15 protein-coding genes are annotated in these 17,122 nt (G+C 60.1%); 14 read left to right on the forward strand and 1 reads right to left on the reverse strand.

Going from position 1 to position 17,122, the window contains the following annotated elements:
* Positions 1–268: 268 nt before the first annotated feature.
* The 13 genes from mraZ (at position 269) to AT6N2_RS00160 (ending at position 15,235) form a co-directional block, all read left to right on the forward strand.
* Entirely contained in the window at positions 269–709 is a 441-nt protein-coding gene (mraZ, locus tag AT6N2_RS00100; RefSeq protein WP_004430734.1) for a division/cell wall cluster transcriptional repressor MraZ, read from the forward strand.
* 14 nt (positions 710–723) lie between these two features.
* A complete protein-coding gene (rsmH, locus tag AT6N2_RS00105) occupies positions 724–1,749 on the forward strand; it encodes a 16S rRNA (cytosine(1402)-N(4))-methyltransferase RsmH (RefSeq protein ID WP_209087564.1) in 1,026 nt (341 codons plus the stop codon).
* A 1-nt stretch (position 1,750) separates the two neighbouring features.
* On the forward strand, positions 1,751–2,311 hold the full coding sequence (ftsL, locus tag AT6N2_RS00110) for a cell division protein FtsL (RefSeq protein ID WP_063950582.1): 561 nt from the start codon (positions 1,751–1,753) through the stop codon (positions 2,309–2,311).
* Entirely contained in the window at positions 2,311–4,053 is a 1,743-nt protein-coding gene (locus tag AT6N2_RS00115; protein WP_063950581.1) for a peptidoglycan D,D-transpeptidase FtsI family protein, read from the forward strand. Before ftsL ends, AT6N2_RS00115 begins: the two co-directional genes overlap by 1 nt.
* Positions 4,054–4,110: 57 nt before the next feature.
* Positions 4,111–5,580: a UDP-N-acetylmuramoyl-L-alanyl-D-glutamate--2,6-diaminopimelate ligase gene (locus tag AT6N2_RS00120; RefSeq protein ID WP_209087566.1), complete on the forward strand. Its 1,470-nt coding sequence runs from the start codon at positions 4,111–4,113 to the stop codon at positions 5,578–5,580.
* Positions 5,577–7,010: a UDP-N-acetylmuramoylalanyl-D-glutamyl-2,6-diaminopimelate--D-alanyl-D-alanine ligase gene (locus AT6N2_RS00125; protein ID WP_209087568.1), complete on the forward strand. Its 1,434-nt coding sequence runs from the start codon at positions 5,577–5,579 to the stop codon at positions 7,008–7,010. The genes AT6N2_RS00120 and AT6N2_RS00125 overlap by 4 nt, the downstream gene beginning before the upstream one ends.
* Before the next feature lie 23 nt (positions 7,011–7,033).
* Complete coding sequence (mraY, locus tag AT6N2_RS00130; RefSeq protein ID WP_063950578.1) at positions 7,034–8,134, forward strand: phospho-N-acetylmuramoyl-pentapeptide-transferase; 1,101 nt, start codon at positions 7,034–7,036, stop codon at positions 8,132–8,134.
* Between the two features lie 3 nt (positions 8,135–8,137).
* Positions 8,138–9,547 carry a UDP-N-acetylmuramoyl-L-alanine--D-glutamate ligase gene (gene murD, locus AT6N2_RS00135; protein ID WP_209087570.1) on the forward strand — a complete coding sequence of 470 codons (1,410 nt, stop codon included), beginning with the start codon at positions 8,138–8,140 and terminating at the stop codon, positions 9,545–9,547.
* A gap of 5 nt (positions 9,548–9,552) precedes the next feature.
* Positions 9,553–10,707: a putative lipid II flippase FtsW gene (gene ftsW, locus AT6N2_RS00140; protein ID WP_063950576.1), complete on the forward strand. Its 1,155-nt coding sequence runs from the start codon at positions 9,553–9,555 to the stop codon at positions 10,705–10,707.
* A gap of 6 nt (positions 10,708–10,713) precedes the next feature.
* Positions 10,714–11,850: an undecaprenyldiphospho-muramoylpentapeptide beta-N-acetylglucosaminyltransferase gene (murG, locus tag AT6N2_RS00145; RefSeq protein ID WP_209087572.1), complete on the forward strand. Its 1,137-nt coding sequence runs from the start codon at positions 10,714–10,716 to the stop codon at positions 11,848–11,850.
* Positions 11,847–13,262: a UDP-N-acetylmuramate--L-alanine ligase gene (gene murC, locus AT6N2_RS00150; protein ID WP_209087574.1), complete on the forward strand. Its 1,416-nt coding sequence runs from the start codon at positions 11,847–11,849 to the stop codon at positions 13,260–13,262. The genes murG and murC overlap by 4 nt, the downstream gene beginning before the upstream one ends.
* Positions 13,259–14,224, forward strand: a complete 966-nt coding sequence (gene murB, locus AT6N2_RS00155; RefSeq protein ID WP_209087575.1) for a UDP-N-acetylmuramate dehydrogenase — start codon at positions 13,259–13,261, stop codon at positions 14,222–14,224. The genes murC and murB overlap by 4 nt, the downstream gene beginning before the upstream one ends.
* A 201-nt stretch (positions 14,225–14,425) precedes the next feature.
* Positions 14,426–15,235 carry a GGDEF domain-containing protein gene (locus tag AT6N2_RS00160; protein ID WP_209087577.1) on the forward strand — a complete coding sequence of 270 codons (810 nt, stop codon included), beginning with the start codon at positions 14,426–14,428 and terminating at the stop codon, positions 15,233–15,235.
* Positions 15,236–15,303: 68 nt separating this feature from the next.
* Here AT6N2_RS00160 and AT6N2_RS00165 read toward each other — a convergent pair whose 3' ends face one another.
* Positions 15,304–16,608, reverse strand: coding sequence for an MFS transporter (locus tag AT6N2_RS00165; protein ID WP_063950572.1), 1,305 nt, complete (start codon positions 16,606–16,608; stop codon positions 15,304–15,306).
* A gap of 280 nt (positions 16,609–16,888) precedes the next feature.
* Here AT6N2_RS00165 and AT6N2_RS00170 point away from each other — a divergent pair, with 280 nt between their 5' ends.
* A complete protein-coding gene (locus AT6N2_RS00170) occupies positions 16,889–17,056 on the forward strand; it encodes a hypothetical protein (RefSeq protein ID WP_155737563.1) in 168 nt (55 codons plus the stop codon).
* Positions 17,057–17,122: the final 66 nt, after the last annotated feature.

Consider the following 17,122-nt stretch of genomic DNA (forward strand, 5'->3'; position numbering starts at 1 on the left):
CGTTAAACTTAACGGCTTATGAATTTCCGATGCGAAGGCGGTATCGTGCCGGCTTCATCCCATTGACGCCCATAGTGTCCCATGATATCCCAAATGCACACCACATTGGGTCGTGTTTTTGACCCGCAATCGCTGAAACAAGTGAGGAGCCTGCGAGGGGCTGCTGCAGGGCATGTTGTCCTGGCGCTTGGCGATGTGTCGTGCGTACCGGTGTCGGCTGCGGGGCGGATGGATCGCTTTGCGGCATGCGGTTTTGGCGAGTTGAGTAATGGACCGCTTTTTATCGAACGTGACGAACAGGATCGACGCCAAGGGGCGCGTTTCGGTTCCGTCTCCGTTTCGTTCGGTGCTGGCCAAGCGCGGCATTCAGGAGCTGTATTGTCTCCAGGATTTCGCCTTTCCGGCAATCAGTGTCGGCGGTCCGGATCTGCTGGAGCGCTACGAGCGGCAGATCGCGTCCATGGATGCCTTCTCGCCGGAAGCGAACGCAATGTCGCTGCTGGTTCACGGCGGCGGTGTTTTCATGAAGCTCGACCAGGAAGGTCGATTGATGGTGACGGATTTTGTGCGGGAATTCACCGGCATCTCTACCGAGGTCACCTTCGTCGGACGGGCGGATCATTTTCAGCTTTGGCAACCGGATGCGTTTTTGGCGGCGCAGGCGGAAGCAAGAGCGGGGCGCGGTTTTTCGGCTGCTCGCCCCGCCTAGGACGGGGACAGTCAATGGCGGCGAATTCTGGCGGACGATCTTCTGATGCCGATGGCGGACCTCAGCGCCATATTCCTGTGCTGCTTCGCGAAGTCATCACCGCACTTGAACCCGCCCCCGGCAAGGTCATTCTGGATGGCACTTTCGGTGCCGGCGGCTATACCCAGGCCATTCTCGATCAGGGCGCAAATGTCATCGCGCTCGACCGCGATCCAACGGCTATCGCCGGCGGTCAGGCCATGGTCGCGGCCAATGGCGGCCGCCTTTCGCTCATCCAATCGCAATTTTCCGATCTCGCAAAGCATGCGCCGGAGGGTGGCCTCGATGGGGTGGTTCTCGATATCGGTGTGTCCTCCATGCAGATCGACGAGGCCGAGCGCGGTTTTTCCTTCCAGAAAAATGGCCCGCTCGACATGCGCATGTCCGCTTCCGGCGTTTCGGCGGCGGATGTCGTCAACCGCGCCAAGGTTGGGGATCTTATCCGCATCTTCGGTTTTCTCGGCGAAGAAAAGCAGCCGGGTCGCATTGCCCGCGCCATCGAGAAAAAGCGGGCGGAAGAGCCTTTCCGTACCACCCGCGATCTGGCGGGCCTGATCGAGATCGTCACGCCGCGTAAAGCCAAAGACAAGATACACCCGGCAACGCGGGTGTTCCAGGCGCTGCGCGTTTTCGTCAATGACGAGCTGGGCGAACTGGCGCAAGCGCTCTTCGCTGCAGAGCGGTCCTTGAAGCCAGGAGGGCGGCTGGTCGTCGTCACCTTCCATTCGCTGGAAGACCGTATCGTCAAGAAATTCTTCTCCGACCGTTCGGGCAAGGCCGCGGGTTCCCGGCATCTGCCGATGGTGGAGGACAAGCCCGCCATTTTCGAGACTATCGGCAAGCCGATGATCGCCGCCAGCGACGAGGAGGCGGAGCTCAATCCTCGGGCCCGCTCGGCCAAGCTTCGCGCGGGCCTGCGCACCACGGCACCGGCGCGCGCTGCGGATTTCTCGATATTCGAGCTTCCCGATCTCGCCAGCCTTGAAAAGATGGGAGGCTGATATGCTGCGCACTTTCGATGTCATCTTGATGGGGGTCATGGTCGCTGCGGCGGTCGTGACCTACTCGATCAAGCACAAGGCCGATCTGAAGCTTGAAGAGGTCCGCAAGCTTGAAGCCGAGATAAAGCTTGAAAAGGATACGATCGATCTCCTGCGGGCAGACTGGGCATTGCTGACGCAGCCGAACCGCCTGCACCGTCTGGTCAATGCCTATCAGACGGAACTCGGTCTTTCGCCGACGCTGCCGACGCAACTGGCGCAGCCGCGCGAGTTGCCCATGCTGCGCTCGCAGTTGCCGCAGCCGCCCGAGCCGGAAGGCATGAGCGTTGAAGACGTCATCGCCGCTGCCGTCAATGGCTCCAAGCCCGGCGCGACGCTGGGCGGCGCTTCCAAACCAAAATCCCCGCCGGCGGGCCAGATTGCCGTGAACGGCGTTCCGGTGCCGACCCCGCGTGCCCGTGTTTCTCGCCCGGCACCCGCACCCGTGCCCGTTGCTTCCGCCACCGTGGGTGATGAAACCGACGACATGGACGACACGATAACAGGATCGGTGAACCGCTGATGTCTTTTCTCTCCCGCGCCATGGTTTTGAAGAGCAAGGCTCACTTTTCCGCCAGCACGACCGGCATCCACGCCGATCATGCGGCATTTGAAGGCGCGCGCAAGAAGCGCGCGGCGCAGGCGAAAAGCCGCGTGGGCCTTCTCATTTTTGGTTTCGTCGCCTTTTACGCCGTCGTCGGAGGACGTCTGGTGCAATATGGCATGGCCGAGCAGGAGACGGTGTCGAGCATTGCGCCTGCCGACCGCTTGATGGCGTCGCGCCCTGATCTTCTCGACCGTAACGGCGAGGTGCTGGCCACCGATATCCGCACCGTCTCGCTGTTTGCCGAGCCGCATCGTATCGTTGATATTGACGAGGCCATCGAAAAGCTGCGCACGGTCTTGCCGGACCTCGACCAGCGCACGACCTACCAGAAGCTCTCCTCCAATTCGCGGTTCCAGTGGCTGCGCCGCCAGTTGACGCCGAAGCAGCAGAGCCAGATTCTCGCGCTTGGTATTCCCGGCATCGGGTTCCGCCCGGAAAAGCGCCGCTTTTATCCCGGCGGGCCGACCGCGGCGCATGTTGTCGGTCACGTCAATATCGACAACCGCGGCGTTGCCGGCATGGAGCGTTACGTCGACAGCCAGGGCCTTGCCGATCTGACGGCGCTCGGCATGACGAGCGATCAGCCGCTGGAACCTGTAAAGCTCTCCATCGACCTGCGCGTGCAGTCCATTGTGCGTGAAGTCGTGACTTCGGCCATCACCAAGTTCCAGGCGATCGGCGCCGGTGCCGTGGTTCTGGATGTGCATACCGGCGAAGTTCTCGCTATGGCCTCGGTGCCGGATTACGATCCGAACAACCCGGCCGAAGGCGCGAAGGAAGGCTGGCTCAACCGCATGTCGAACGGCACGTTCGAAATGGGCTCCACCTTCAAATCCTTCACCATTGCCATGGGTCTTGATTCGGGCCGCGTCCGTCTCGGCGATATGTTCGACGCGCGTTACCCGATCCGCATCGGCGGCTTCACCATCAAGGACTTCCACGGCAAGGGCCGCATGCTCTCGGTGCCGGAAATCTTCCAGTATTCGTCAAACATCGGTACGGCGAAGATTGCTGACACCGTTGGCACCGAAGGCCACAAGGAATTCCTCACAAGGCTTGGTCTTCTCACGCGCATGCAGACCGAACTGCCTGAAGTGGCGCTGCCCTCGCAGCCGCGCGAGTGGAAGAAGATCAACTCCATCACCATTTCCTTCGGTCACGGCGTTTCCACCACGCCGCTGCAGACGGCGGTTGCCGGTGCGGCCCTCGTCAATGGCGGCAAACTCATCGAACCGACCTTCCTGCCGCGCACCCGCGAACAGGCGGATCAGGTGGCAAAGCAGGTCCTGAAGCCCGGCGCCAGCAAGGATATGCGCTTCCTCTTCGAGTGGAACGGCGTCAACGGTTCCGGCCGAAATGCGCGCGTCGATGGCTTCAACGTCGGCGGCAAGACCGGCACGGCCGACAAGGTCGTGAACGGTCGCTATGTTCACGACAAGAACTTCAACGCCTTCCTGTCGGCTTTCCCGATGGATGACCCGCAATATGTGGTGCTGTCCTTCATCGATGAGCCGAAGACGGACAAGGGCAATGGCGCGGCACTTGCCGGCACGTCCGCAGCGCCCATGGTGCACGATATCATCAGCCGCACGGCGGCGGTGCTGGGCGTGAAGCCGAAGTTCGGCAAGGATGGCTCGGCCTTGCTCGTGTCTTATTGATTGTTAGCTTATGATGTTCCGGCGATTCGCGCCGGGGGGACAAGACGGACACAGTCGATGAATTTGCGAGATATATCCGGAAACGCGTTTCCGGAATTGAAAGAATTGCTCCTGTCTGAAACAGGGGCGATCGAAATCGGGGGGATCACCGCAGACAGCCGCAAGGCTGCGCCGGGCAGCCTGTTCGTGGCGGTTTCTGGCACCAAGGCCGATGGTGCGACCTATGTGAAGGACGCGGTTGCCAAGGGTGCGGTTGCCGTTGTTTCCGGGCACGCAGTAGACGCCGACGTGCCGGTTCTGGTCGTCACCGACCCACGCCTTTATCTCTCCCTTGCCGCCTCCCGCTTTTATGGGAAACAACCGGAAACCATGGTCGCCGTCACCGGCACCGCTGGAAAGACCTCAGTCGCCTCCTTCGTGCGGCAGATCTGGGCTTTCGCAGGCCATGCTGCGGCGCAGATCGGCACAACCGGCGTCATCGCTCCCGGCCGCGAGGACTACGGCGCGCTGACGACGCCCGATCCGGTCACGCTGCACGCGCTTCTCGCCGAGCTTGCAAGCGAAGGCGTGACCCACGCCGCGATGGAAGCTTCCAGCCACGGTCTCGATCAGCGCCGCCTCGATGGCGTCCACCTTTCTGCCGCCGGCTTCACCAATCTCGGCCGCGATCACATGGATTACCATCCGACCGTCGAGGATTACATGGCCGCGAAGATGCGGCTTTTCGATACACTGATGCAAAAAGGCGCTCCCGCGGTGATCTTCGCCGATGATCCCTGGTCGGACAAGGCGATCCGGGCAGCGCGCGAAGCCGGTCTCGATGTCCGCACTGTCGGACGGAACGGCCAATATCTCGCTTTGAAGCGCGTCGAGCATTTCCGCCACAAGCAGATGATCGAAGTGCATCATGACGGTATCATCCACGAAGTCGATATCCCGCTGGCGGGTGATTTCCAGGTGGCCAATGCGCTTGTCGCCGCCGGTCTTGCCATGTCGACGGGTGTTCCCGCCGCAACGGCACTCAAGGCGCTCGAAAAGCTGGTCGGCGCCGCAGGCCGCCTCGAACTTGTGGGCCAGACGAAAAACGGGGCGCTCGCCTATGTGGACTATGCCCACAAGCCGGATGCGCTGGAGAATGTGCTGACTTCGGTGCGGCCCTTCACCTCCGGCCGCATCATCACCGTCTTTGGCTGTGGCGGCGATCGCGACAAGGGCAAGCGCCCGATCATGGGCGAGGTCGCCACGCGTCTTTCCGACATCGTCATCGTCACGGACGACAACCCGCGCTCCGAGGACGCGGCGACCATCCGCTCGGAAGTCATGGCCGCCGCACCGGGCGCACTGGAAATCGGTGACAGGGCCGAGGCCATCCGTCATGCGGTATCGATGCTCTCGCACGGCGACACGTTGATCGTCGCAGGCAAAGGACATGAAGAGGGGCAGATCGTTGGTTCCGTGACGCTGCCTTTTTCCGATCATGAGCAGGTGCGCGCTGCACTGGCAGGGCTGGAAGGATCGAAAATTTGAGCTGGTTATGGACAGTCGCCGACATGATCGCCATCACGGCAGGACGCCCGGTGGGCAATTTGCCGACGGGAATCACCGGCATTTCCATCGACAGCCGGTCGGTCAAGCAGGGCGAGGCCTTTTTCGCGATCAAGGGTGATCGGGTGGACGGCCATGACTATACCAGCTTTGCCGTTGCCAATGGCGCGGGACTTCTGGTCGTGGCCGAGGCCAAGCTGCCGGCGCTCGGCCGCCTGACCGTGCCGATGATCGTGGTGGAAGACGTGCTTGCCGCACTCGGCAAGCTCGCCATCGCGGCGCGTGAAAGAACCTCGGCGCGCATCATCGCGGTGACGGGCTCGGTCGGCAAGACCACGACCAAGGAAATGCTGCGGCAGGCGCTCGCCCCTTCGGGCCGGGTGCATGCGGCAGTGGCGTCCTTCAATAACCATTGGGGCGTGCCGCTGACGCTCGCGCGCATGCCTGCCGATACCGAATTCGGCGTCTTCGAAATCGGCATGAATCATTCCGGCGAAATCCGGCCGCTGGTGAAGATGGTCCGTCCGCATGTGGCGATCATCACGACCATCGCACCTGCCCATCTCGGCAATTTCAAGAACATCGAAGAGATAGCCGCCGCCAAGGCGGAGATTTTCGAGGGCGTGGAGGAGGGCGGTTCCGTCATCCTGAATCGTGACAACGCGCAGTTCGAGCAGCTTGAGGAGGCGGCGCAGGAGCAGGGTATCGAGCATATCCTGACCTTCGGTCAGCACGCCAAGGCCGATTTCCGCTTGGCCGATTTCGAGAGCACAGCGACCGGCTCGACGATCTGGGCGATCCTCAATGGCGAGACCAGCGAACTGCATCTCAACATTCCGGGCCGGCACATTGCAGACAATGCGATGGCGGTGCTTGGTGCCGTGGCGATCACGGGCGCCAATCTTGATCGCGCCTTCGAGGTGCTTGGATCGCTTGAGGCGGTGAAGGGGCGTGGCCAGCGTCACCATCTTCAGATCAACGGTGGCTCCTTCCTGCTGATCGATGAAAGCTATAACGCCAATCCTGCCTCCATGCGGGCGTCGATCGCCGTGCTGGCGGAAACGCCGACGCAGGGTCACGGCCGTCGCGTTGCCGTCCTCGGCGACATGCTGGAGATGGGTGAATTTTCGGCGCAACTGCATGAAGAATTGGCCGGACCATTGCTCGCGGCGGGTATCGAACATGTGTGGCTCGCAGGCGAGGCGATGGCCGCCTTGCGCGACGCGCTGCCTGACAGCGTCACCGTCATCTGGTTCCCGACGACGGCGGAACTTATCGATTTCGCCCTGCAATGGGTGCAACCGGGAGACGCGCTGATGGTAAAATCGTCACTCGGGCTTGGTTTCGGCAAGATTGTCGCCGCCCTGCTTGACAAGTATCCGGCATTCCCCGAGACGGAACGCCAAGTCTGAAATAGCCTTTTGAAAGGGCAATTATGCTGATCTGGCTCGTCGAACTGTCGGATAAAATTCAAATCTTCAACCTGTTCCGGTACATCACCTTCCGGGCCGGTGCGGCGATGTTTACCTCGGCCCTGATCGTCTTCCTGTTTGGACCGGCCATCATCAACTCGCTGCGCGTTCGCCAGGGAAAAGGCCAGCCGATCCGCGCCGATGGACCGCAGACGCATTTCAAGAAAGCCGGCACTCCGACCATGGGCGGCTTGATGATCCTTGCCGGTATCCTCGGCGGCTCGCTTCTGTGGGGCGACCTGTCGAATGTCTATGTCGTCGCCGTTCTGATGGTGACGCTCGGTTTCGGCGCCATCGGCTTCTACGACGATTATCTCAAGGTCACGAAACAGAGCGACAAGGGTTTTTCCGGCAAGGCGCGTCTGGGCATCGAATTCCTGATCGCGGCGATTGCCGTGTTCTTCATGATGAAGGTGGCGCTCGCCTCCGCTCCGCATGGCGGTACGCTCGGCAGCTCCATCGCCTTTCCCTTCTTCAAGGAATTCGTGATCAATCTCGGTTATTTCTTCGTGCTCTTCGGTGCTTTCGTCATCGTCGGCGCGGGCAATGCCGTGAACCTGACGGATGGTCTCGATGGTCTGGCCATCGTCCCCGTGATGATTGCCGCCGCGACGTTCGGCGTGATTTCCTATCTCGCTGGTAATGCGGTTTTCGCCAATTACCTGCAGATCAATTTTGTGCCCGGCACGGGTGAGCTCGCCGTCATCGTCGGCGCCGTCATCGGCGCGGGTCTCGGCTTTTTGTGGTTCAATGCGCCGCCCGCCGCCATCTTCATGGGTGATACGGGGTCGCTGGCGCTTGGCGGCCTGATCGGCTCCATCGCCGTCGCCACCAAGCATGAGATCGTCATGGTCATCGTCGGTGGTCTCTTTGTCATGGAAACCCTGTCGGTCATCATCCAGGTGTTCTGGTTCAAGCGCACCGGCAGGCGCGTCTTCCTGATGGCGCCGATCCATCACCATTTCGAGAAAAAGGGCTGGACGGAAAGCCAGGTGGTCATCCGTTTCTGGATCATCTCCGTTGGCCTCGCGCTGCTTGGCCTCGCTACCCTGAAGCTGAGGTAAGCGATGATCCCGGTCACGTCGTTCAAAGGCAAGAAGGTCGCTCTGTTCGGGCTCGGTGGTTCGGGTCTTGTAACCGCCCGTGCACTGGCGGCTGGCGGGGCGGATGTCGTGGCTTTCGACGATAATCCCGACAGCGTCGCCAAAGCGCAGGCCGAGGGCATCACGACGGCGGACCTACGCACCATTGACTGGCCTTCATTCGCATCCTTCGTGCTGGCGCCTGGCGTGCCGCTCACTCACCCGAAGCCGCACTGGTCAGTCGATCTGGCGAAAGCCGCTGGCGTTGAGATCATCGGTGATATCGAGCTCTTCGTCCGTGAGCGACGGGCGCATGCGCCCGATTGCCCCTTCATCGCCATTACCGGCACAAACGGCAAGTCGACGACGACGGCATTGATCGCGCATATCCTGAAATCGGCTGGTCGCGACACGCAGCTCGGCGGCAATATAGGTACGGCCGTGCTGAGCCTCGATCCGCCGAAGGCGGGACGTTTCTACGTGGTGGAATGCTCTTCCTATCAGATCGATCTCGCCCCGACGATCAATCCGACCGCCGGTATCCTGCTCAATCTGACGCCCGACCATCTCGACCGTCACGGCACGATGCAGCATTATGCCGACGTCAAGGAACGGCTGGTGGCTGGCAGCGGCACGGCGATTGTCGGCGTGGATGACAGTCATTCGACGCTGATTGCCGATCGCATCGAGCGCGCAGGTGTGAAGGTCGAACGCATTTCCAAGCGTAATGTCGTTTCCGAAGGACTTTATGCGGAAGGCAGCCGTATTTTCCGGGCGCATGGCGGCACGTCTTCGCTGCTGACCGATCTCGAGGGTATCCAGACCCTGCGCGGCAGCCACAATGCACAGAATGCCGCGGCAGCGATTGCCGCCTGCCTTGCAGTCGGCGTCTCGGAAGATGAGGTTCGTGCCGGTCTCAAGTCCTTCCCGGGCCTCAAGCACCGGATGCAGCCGGTGGGTCGACGCGGCAATGTAACCTTCGTCAATGACAGCAAAGCGACCAATGCCGATGCTGCTGCACCCGCACTTTCGAGTTTCGACCGCATTTACTGGATCGCCGGCGGTCTGCCGAAGGCCGGTGGCATCACCAGCCTTTCGCCGCTCTTTCCGCGCATCGCAAAAGCTTATCTGATCGGCGAGGCGGCTGCGGAATTTGCCGCGACACTCGGCGAGGCGGTGCCTTACGAAATATCCGGTACGCTTGATAAAGCCGTGCAGCACGCGGCGGCAGATGCTGAAAAGGACGCGACGGCCGGCAATATCGTGATGCTGTCCCCGGCTTGCGCAAGCTTCGATCAATATAAGAACTTTGAAGTCAGAGGTGATTCGTTCGTCGCAGAGGTTGCGGCGCTCGATGGCATGACGATGCTCGTTCACTCTGGAAAAGGGGACTGAAGGCCATGGTAAGCCGAGTTGATCGCGGTCCGGTCGCGGAATGGTTCTGGACCATCGACCGTTTCTTTCTGGCGGCGTTCATCGCACTGATGGGCATTGGCCTGATGCTGTCCTTCGCGGCATCACCCGCCGTCGCCGAGCGTATCGGCCTCAACAGCTTCTTCTTCGTGGAACGTCAGGCCATGTTCATGGTGCCGTCGCTGGCGATCATGATCGGCCTGTCTTTCCTGTCGCCCCGCCAGGTGCGGCGTGTGGCCGTCATCATGCTGATCGTTTCCCTGCTTATGATGATCTTCGCGCTGTTCTTCGGTATCGAGGTGAAGGGCGCGCGGCGGTGGATTTCCATCGGCAGTTTCTCGATCCAGCCTTCGGAATTCATGAAGCCGGCCTTTGTGATCGTCTGCGCCTGGCTCTTCGCCGAACGGGCGCGCCATCCTGAAATTCCGGGCAATCTATTCGCGATCATCACCTTCGGCATCGTCGCCGCACTTCTGATCGCCCAGCCCGACTTCGGTCAGACCATCCTGACATCGGTGGTGTGGGGCGGCATGTTCTTCATGGCCGGCGTGCCGTGGTTCTGGATCATCATGCTCGGCGGTCTCGGCGTCGGCGGTATCATTACCGCCTACCTGATGTTGCCGCACGTCGCGGGACGTATCGACCGGTTCTGGACGGGTGAGGGCGATACGTTCCAGGTTGATACGGCGCGTGAAGCGATCATTCGCGGTGACTGGTTCGGCCGCGGACCCGGTGAGGGCATCGTCAAGCGCATCATTCCCGACAGCCATACCGACTTCATCTTCTCGGTGGCGGCGGAAGAATTCGGCATCGTTTTCTGCATGTTCCTCGTCGCGATCTTCGCCTTCATCGTGCTGCGCGGCCTGTCGCACGCCTTTAAGGAGAAGGACGATTTCTGCCGCTTTGCCGTGGCCGGTCTGGTGCTTCAAATCGGCATGCAGTCGATGATCAATATCGGCGTCAATCTCGAACTGATGCCTGCCAAGGGCATGACCTTGCCGCTGATTTCCTATGGCGGCTCGTCGATGATGGCGATATGCGTGACCGCCGGCTTCCTTCTGGCGTTGACACGCCACAGACCCGAAAAGCGGGCGCAGGAGCGGAGTTTCTTCCGCGTCGGTTCCGGCGTTCCCGCGGAGTAAACGATCATGAGCAAGGGTATCGTTCTTCTTGCCGCCGGTGGAACCGGCGGCCACGTGTTTCCGGCAGAGGCGCTGGCGCATACGCTGAAGGCGCGCGGTTACCAGGTGCATCTCGTCACCGACAGCCGCGCCGAGCGTTATGCGGGCAAGTTCCCGGCGGATGATATTCATGTTGTGCCGTCTGCGACCATCGGCTCCAAAAACCCGGTTTCCGTGGCGCGTTCGCTCTGGAAGCTCTGGGTTGGCCTGCGCGCGGCGCGTCGGCTGGTGGCGAAACTGAAGCCGGTCGCTGTTGTCGGTTTCGGCGGCTATCCCACCGTGCCTCCGTTGCTGGCCTCCACCGGGCTTGGCGTTCCCTCCATCATTCACGAACAGAATGCCGTGATGGGCCGGGCCAACAAGGCGCTTGCCGGACGGGTAAAGGCGATTGCCGGCGGCTTCCTGCCGCCCGCGAACGGTCAATATTCCGAGAAAACTGTCGCGACAGGCAACCCGGTGCGCCCAGCGGTGCTGGCGGCCTCAGAAATACCATACACCGCCTCGCAGACGGGTGAGCCTTTCCAGCTCGTCGTGTTTGGCGGCAGTCAGGGTGCGCAATTTTTCTCGAGCGCTGTCCCCGCTGCGATCTGCCTTCTGAAAGACGAGCAGCGCAAGCGCATCGTCGTCACCCAGCAGGCGCGGCCGGAAGACAAGGACAGCGTGATCGCCTCCTATCAGAAACTGGGCGTAAAGGCTGACGTTTCACCCTTCTTCGGCGACATGGCCTCGCGCATCGGTGAGGCCGATCTGGTTATCAGCCGCTCGGGCGCTTCGACGGTATCGGAGCTTTCGGTGATCGGCCGCCCGTCGATCCTCGTGCCTTATCCGCATGCGCTGGATCATGATCAGGCGGCGAATGCGGCAGCGCTGTCAGCCGCGGGCGGGGCAAGTGTCATCAAGCAGGCAGACCTGTCGCCGCAAAAGCTCTCCGGCCTCATATCCTCGGCGCTTGCGGAGCCGGATCGTCTTTCCGCAACCGCAGCAGCGGCCAAGGCAACCGGCAAGCCGCATGCGGCGGATGTGCTGGCCGATCTGGTGGAAGCAATCGCTTCCGGGCAATCCGTACAGGAATTCAAGAATAAGAATGAAGGAGTTGGGGCATGAAGATGCCGAAAGCCATAGGCCTTGTGCATTTCATCGGCATAGGCGGGATCGGCATGAGCGGCATTGCCGAAGTGCTTCACAATCTCGGCCACCGGGTGCAGGGCTCGGATCAAGCGGAAAGCGCCAATGTGCAGCGTCTGCGTGAGAAGGGTATCGAAGTATTTGTCGGCCACACCGCTGATAATATTGGTGATGCGGAAGTCGTGGTCGTTTCCACTGCGATCAAGAAGAGCAATCCGGAACTCGTCGCGGCGCGGGAAAAGCACCTGCCGATCGTTCGCCGTGCGGAAATGCTGGCCGAGTTGATGCGCTTCCGTAACGCCATCGCCATTGGCGGCACCCACGGCAAGACCACGACGACCTCCATGGTCGCGACGCTGCTGGAAGCCGGCAATCTCGACCCGACCGTCATCAATGGCGGCATCATCAATGCCTACGGCACCAATGCACGCATGGGTGAGGGCGAGTGGATGGTGGTGGAGGCGGATGAATCCGACGGCACCTTCCTGAAGCTGCCGGCCGATGTCGCCGTCATCACCAATATCGATCCCGAACATCTTGACCATTACGGCAATTTCGATGCCGTGCGCGCCGCGTTCCGGCAGTTTGTCGAGAACGTACCGTTCTACGGTTTCGGCGTCATGTGCCTCGATCATCCCGAGGTTCAGGCGCTGGTCGGCCGGATCGAAGACCGCAAGGTCATCACATACGGCGAGAACCCGCAGGCCGACGTGCGGTTTTCGAATGTCCGCATCGATGGCACGCGTTCGGTCTTCGACGTGGAAATCCGCCGACGCCGCACCGGCAAGGTGTTCTCCTTCAAGGATCTCGTCCTGCCGATGCCTGGCCGCCACAACGTGTCGAATGCGACCGCTGCCATCGCCGTTGCCAATCGTCTCGGCATCTCGGAAGCCGACATCAAGAAGGGACTTGCATCCTTCGGCGGCGTCAAGCGCCGTTTCACGCTCACCGGCGAAGCCAATGGGGTGCAGGTTTTTGACGATTACGGACACCACCCGGTGGAGATCAAGGCCGTGCTGAAGGCAGCGAGGGAAGCCTGCAAGGGCCGCATCATCGCCGTGCACCAGCCGCACCGCTACAGCCGCCTTTCGAGCCTGTTTGATGATTTCGCGCATTGTTTCAACGATGCCGATACGATTCTTCTTGCCCCGGTCTATGCTGCGGGCGAAGATCCTATCGAAGGCGCAAGCTCCGAAGCGCTGGTTTCAGCCATCAAGGCCGCCGGCCACCGTGATGCCCGTTTCCTCGAAAAACGGGAAGACTTGGCGTCTGAGGTCGCAGCCATTGCGAATCCGGGTGATTTCGTGGTTCTCTTGGGGGCTGGAAATATCACGCAATGGGCAGCGGCGCTGCCGTCGGAATTGAAGAGCATATCAGGAAAGTCTGAATGAGACAGGTCGATGGGGTTAAATTGCTGGGGAGGCTCGGCGACGGGGTAAATGAATTGCGGGGACGTCTGACACCGGATGCGCCCATGGACCGCGTGACGTGGTTCAGAGCCGGCGGTCTTGCGGAGGTGATGTTCCAGCCGCACGATACGGATGATCTGATTGCCTTCCTGAAAATTCTGCCGGAAGACGTGCCTTTGACCGTGGTCGGCGTCGGCTCGAACCTGCTTGTACGTGACGGCGGCATTCCGGGTGTGGTCGTGCGCCTATCCGCCAAGGGCTTCGGCCAGGTTGAGCTTGCGGGCGAAAACCGCATCAAGGCCGGTGCGATTTGCCCGGACAAGCATATTGCGGCCATGGCCATGGATAATGGCATCGGCGGCTTCCATTTCTATTACGGCATTCCCGGCTCCATCGGCGGCGCGCTGCGCATGAATGCGGGCGCAAACGGCGGCGAGACGCGTGAGCGTGTTGTGGAAGTCTATGCGGTTGACCGTCAGGGCAATCAGCATGTGCTTTCCAACGCGGATATGGGCTATAGCTACCGCCATTCCGGCGCCGACAAGGGCCTTATCTTTACCGGCGCGCTGTTTGAGGGTTATCCGGAAGACAAGGCGAAGATCCGTGCGGATATGGACGCCGTGCGGCATCACCGCGAGACCGTGCAGCCGATTCGGGAACAGACCGGTGGTTCAACCTTCAAGAATCCAGACGGTCATTCCGCCTGGGAACTGATCGACGAAGCGGGTGGCCGTGGTCTGGTCATCGGCGGCGCGCAGATGTCGTCGCTACATTGCAATTTCATGATCAATACCGGCCATGCGACCGGTTACGATCTGGAATATCTCGGCGAGACCATCCGCAGGCGTGTTTTCGAGAAATCGGGCATCCGGCTGGAATGGGAAATCAAGCGCCTTGGCCTCTTCATGCCGGGTCGTGAAGTGGAGCCGTTCCTCGGGGTGTAAACCCCGGCGAATGCTGCCTATGACAAGAAAATTTTGCTTTTGATCGACTGTTACGTGTTTCGTAACGGTCGATCAATGTTTTTTACTCTATCTTTTGAGGTGAATGCTCGATCGGCCAGAGCAAGGTTTCGTTTTTGAATTTTATATTGTCTTTTTATTAGGAAGTACTAACAGAAATATTTGATCTGGGTGCCTTTGAGCATGATGTTGGGTCTTTGGAAAAAACCGATCGAGATGATGAGTTTTTCGGTCGCGACGCTCGAGGGTCGGCGGCGGCTCAAGCCTCTGGAATTCTCCATTCGTATTGCTTGTCTCGTGACGCTCATTGTCATTCTGATGTGCACTGGCGGCCTGACGCTTCTCGCCCAGTTCGGACTCGTGACCGATCTCTTCAATGGGATCATGTTGGCTGTGACGCTCGGCGGCGCTGTGGCGTTCACGGTGACATTGCTGGTCTGCTGGCTGAATGCGAGGGAAGTACAAATTCTCGTGCAATCTCACGAGCGTTTTCTGCATCTGAGCCATACGGACGCCCTGACTGGTCTCAGCAACCGGCTCGGCCTTTATGCGGCATGTGATAAACTCGGCACCGACTACTGCGTCGCATTTTTCGATATCGATCATTTCAAATCGGTGAATGACAGGTACAGCCATCTCGTCGGCGATCTCGTCATATCGAGCGTCGCCAGCCGGATAAGGGAGTATTTCGATCCTCCAGCGCATGTCGCGCGCTTGGGCGGCGAGGAATTTGTGGTCGTCCAGGAGACCAACCGGCTGGCCTTCCTGCAGATGTGCGAGAGGGTGCGCGCAGCCGTCGCGGCGACGCCGGTGGACTACCAGGGCTTGCGGATCACGGTAACGATTTCGATTGGTGTCGCTTTTCGCGGCGATGCCGAAATTTTCGACAAGGTCATGCACAATGCCGATCTGGCGCTTTATCGGGCGAAAGAGGGCGGCCGCAATCGCGTCTGCATGACGGGGCACGTGGAGCGCCGACAGTCGGTGGCTTAAGCAGAATTTGACAGACAAAAGCCCGCGAAACGAAGGTTTCGCGGGCTTTTGTCGTTGAGCGTCTCAGATCAGACTTCGTCCTTGCGCGACAGAAGAATGCAGGCGAGCGTAATGAGGGCGGATACGCAGAGGTAATAGCCGACATAGCCCATGCCGTAGTTCACCTGCAGCCATGTGGCGATGTAAGGCGCCAGCGACGCGCCGAAGATGCCGGCCATGTTGAAGGTGATGGACGATCCGGTGTAGCGCACGCGGGTCGGGAAGGGGGCTGCAAGCGCCGTGCCGATCAGGCCGTATGTCATGCCCATCAACATCATCGCCAGAGCGGCGAAGACGAAGATCGAGCCTTCCCCGCCGGTCATCAGGCTGGGCAGAAGGAAGGAGAACAGGCCGATCAGAACGGTCGTGATGATCAGGATTTCACGACGGCCGAATTTCTCGGCAAGCTTGCCGGCGACCGGAATGAAGATACCGAAAACCACGGAGCCGAGGATCTGCACTTCCAGCGCGTCAAGGAACGGAATTTTCAGGACCTTGACGTTGTAGGAGAGCAGATAGGCAGTGCCGATGTAGAAAAGCACGAAAGTGGCCAGCGCCACGAAGGTGCCGAGCACAAGGCTGCGCTTGTGGTTGCGGAACAGTTCCGCGACGGGCACGGCCACACGTTCTTCCTTTTCGATCGCCTTCTGGAAATCGGGCGTTTCGGTGATGGACAGGCGAACCCACATGCCGACGGCGATCAGGATGATTGAGGCGACGAAGGGAATGCGCCAGCCCCAGCTGAGCAGGGCTTCCTGCGACATGAAGTGCAGCAGGATCCAGAAGACGCCTGACGAGAGGAACAGGCCGACGGGTGCGCCGAGCTGCGGGAACATGCCATACCAGCTGCGCTTGCCGGGAGGGGCATTTTCGGTGGCGAGCAGGACGGCACCGCCCCATTCGCCACCCAGACCGAAGCCCTGGCCGAAGCGGCAAAGCGCCAACAGCAGCGGCGCAAGGACGCCCGCTGTCTCATAGGATGGCAGCAGGCCGATCACGACAGTCGAGACGCCCATGGTCAGCAGCGCTGCGACAAGCGTGGTCTTGCGGCCAACGCGGTCACCATAGTGGCCAAAGACCACCGCGCCGAGCGGGCGGGCGAAAAAGGCGATGGAGAATGTCGCGAAAGACGCCAGAAGCGCCGTCATCGGGTCATTGTTCGGGAAGAACAGGGCCGGGAACACGAGCACTGCGGCCGTGGCGTAAACGTAAAAATCGAAAAACTCGATGGTCGTGCCGACCAGGCTGGCAGTGAGAACTCGTGCAGGCGAATTTGTCTTTACAACGTTCGAATTGTCAGCTGTCGGCGATACCGGAGATATCGCTTCAGTCATGGTATTGGTTCCATTGTGGAGGATTGCAATGTCATGCCTAACAAGGCGCTGAGTGGGTTAACGCAATTTTCGTTCCCATGGAATGCAAAAAAAGAAATATTGCGAATAATGTGATTGATCAGGCGGTGGGCATGCTGCTGCCAGACCGTGATCGTTCAGCGATTGAGAGACTGATTCAGGCAGTGGATTTAACGCGCTGAAACGTCAGATAATTTTGTCTGGGGAATAATGCTTCCTGTTAACGTTTCGGCCTTGCCATCGTCTCGCATGGACAGGGGGCATGGCCGCGATTTATTTCCGATCATTGAAAACCCGCATGTTGCAATCCTCGCAACTCTCTGATTCCAAGGAGGGAATCCGGATCGGTGCTGATTCTTTAATGGAACTTGGCACGTTGGGCGCGGCGGTTAACGAAAGTAAACGATTCATTAACCTTAATGGCGTTTAACTGATCTCAAGGATCATGTGCCAGAATCACCGTCGTTCCAAAACGGTCGGTTTGCAGCATGGTTCG

This window comes from Agrobacterium tumefaciens, assembly GCF_017726655.1.
Lineage (GTDB): Bacteria > Pseudomonadota > Alphaproteobacteria > Rhizobiales > Rhizobiaceae > Agrobacterium > Agrobacterium tumefaciens_B.

What these genes read in the sequence shown, in the direction of transcription:
- mraY (WP_063950578.1), top strand. Translation starts at nt 7,034, where the DNA reads ATGCTGATCTGGCTCGTCGAACTGTCGGATAAAATTCAAATCTTCAAC.
- mraZ (WP_004430734.1), top strand. Translation starts at nt 269, where the DNA reads ATGGACCGCTTTTTATCGAACGTGACGAACAGGATCGACGCCAAGGGG.
- ftsW (WP_063950576.1), top strand. Translation starts at nt 9,553, where the DNA reads ATGGTAAGCCGAGTTGATCGCGGTCCGGTCGCGGAATGGTTCTGGACC.
- murB (WP_209087575.1), top strand. Translation starts at nt 13,259, where the DNA reads ATGAGACAGGTCGATGGGGTTAAATTGCTGGGGAGGCTCGGCGACGGG.
- ftsL (WP_063950582.1), top strand. Translation starts at nt 1,751, where the DNA reads ATGCTGCGCACTTTCGATGTCATCTTGATGGGGGTCATGGTCGCTGCG.
- AT6N2_RS00120 (WP_209087566.1), top strand. Translation starts at nt 4,111, where the DNA reads ATGAATTTGCGAGATATATCCGGAAACGCGTTTCCGGAATTGAAAGAA.
- murG (WP_209087572.1), top strand. Translation starts at nt 10,714, where the DNA reads ATGAGCAAGGGTATCGTTCTTCTTGCCGCCGGTGGAACCGGCGGCCAC.
- rsmH (WP_209087564.1), top strand. Translation starts at nt 724, where the DNA reads ATGGCGGCGAATTCTGGCGGACGATCTTCTGATGCCGATGGCGGACCT.
- AT6N2_RS00165 (WP_063950572.1), bottom strand. Translation starts at nt 16,608, where the DNA reads ATGACTGAAGCGATATCTCCGGTATCGCCGACAGCTGACAATTCGAAC.
- AT6N2_RS00170 (WP_155737563.1), top strand. Translation starts at nt 16,889, where the DNA reads ATGGCCGCGATTTATTTCCGATCATTGAAAACCCGCATGTTGCAATCC.
- murC (WP_209087574.1), top strand. Translation starts at nt 11,847, where the DNA reads ATGAAGATGCCGAAAGCCATAGGCCTTGTGCATTTCATCGGCATAGGC.
- AT6N2_RS00115 (WP_063950581.1), top strand. Translation starts at nt 2,311, where the DNA reads ATGTCTTTTCTCTCCCGCGCCATGGTTTTGAAGAGCAAGGCTCACTTT.
- AT6N2_RS00160 (WP_209087577.1), top strand. Translation starts at nt 14,426, where the DNA reads ATGATGTTGGGTCTTTGGAAAAAACCGATCGAGATGATGAGTTTTTCG.
- murD (WP_209087570.1), top strand. Translation starts at nt 8,138, where the DNA reads ATGATCCCGGTCACGTCGTTCAAAGGCAAGAAGGTCGCTCTGTTCGGG.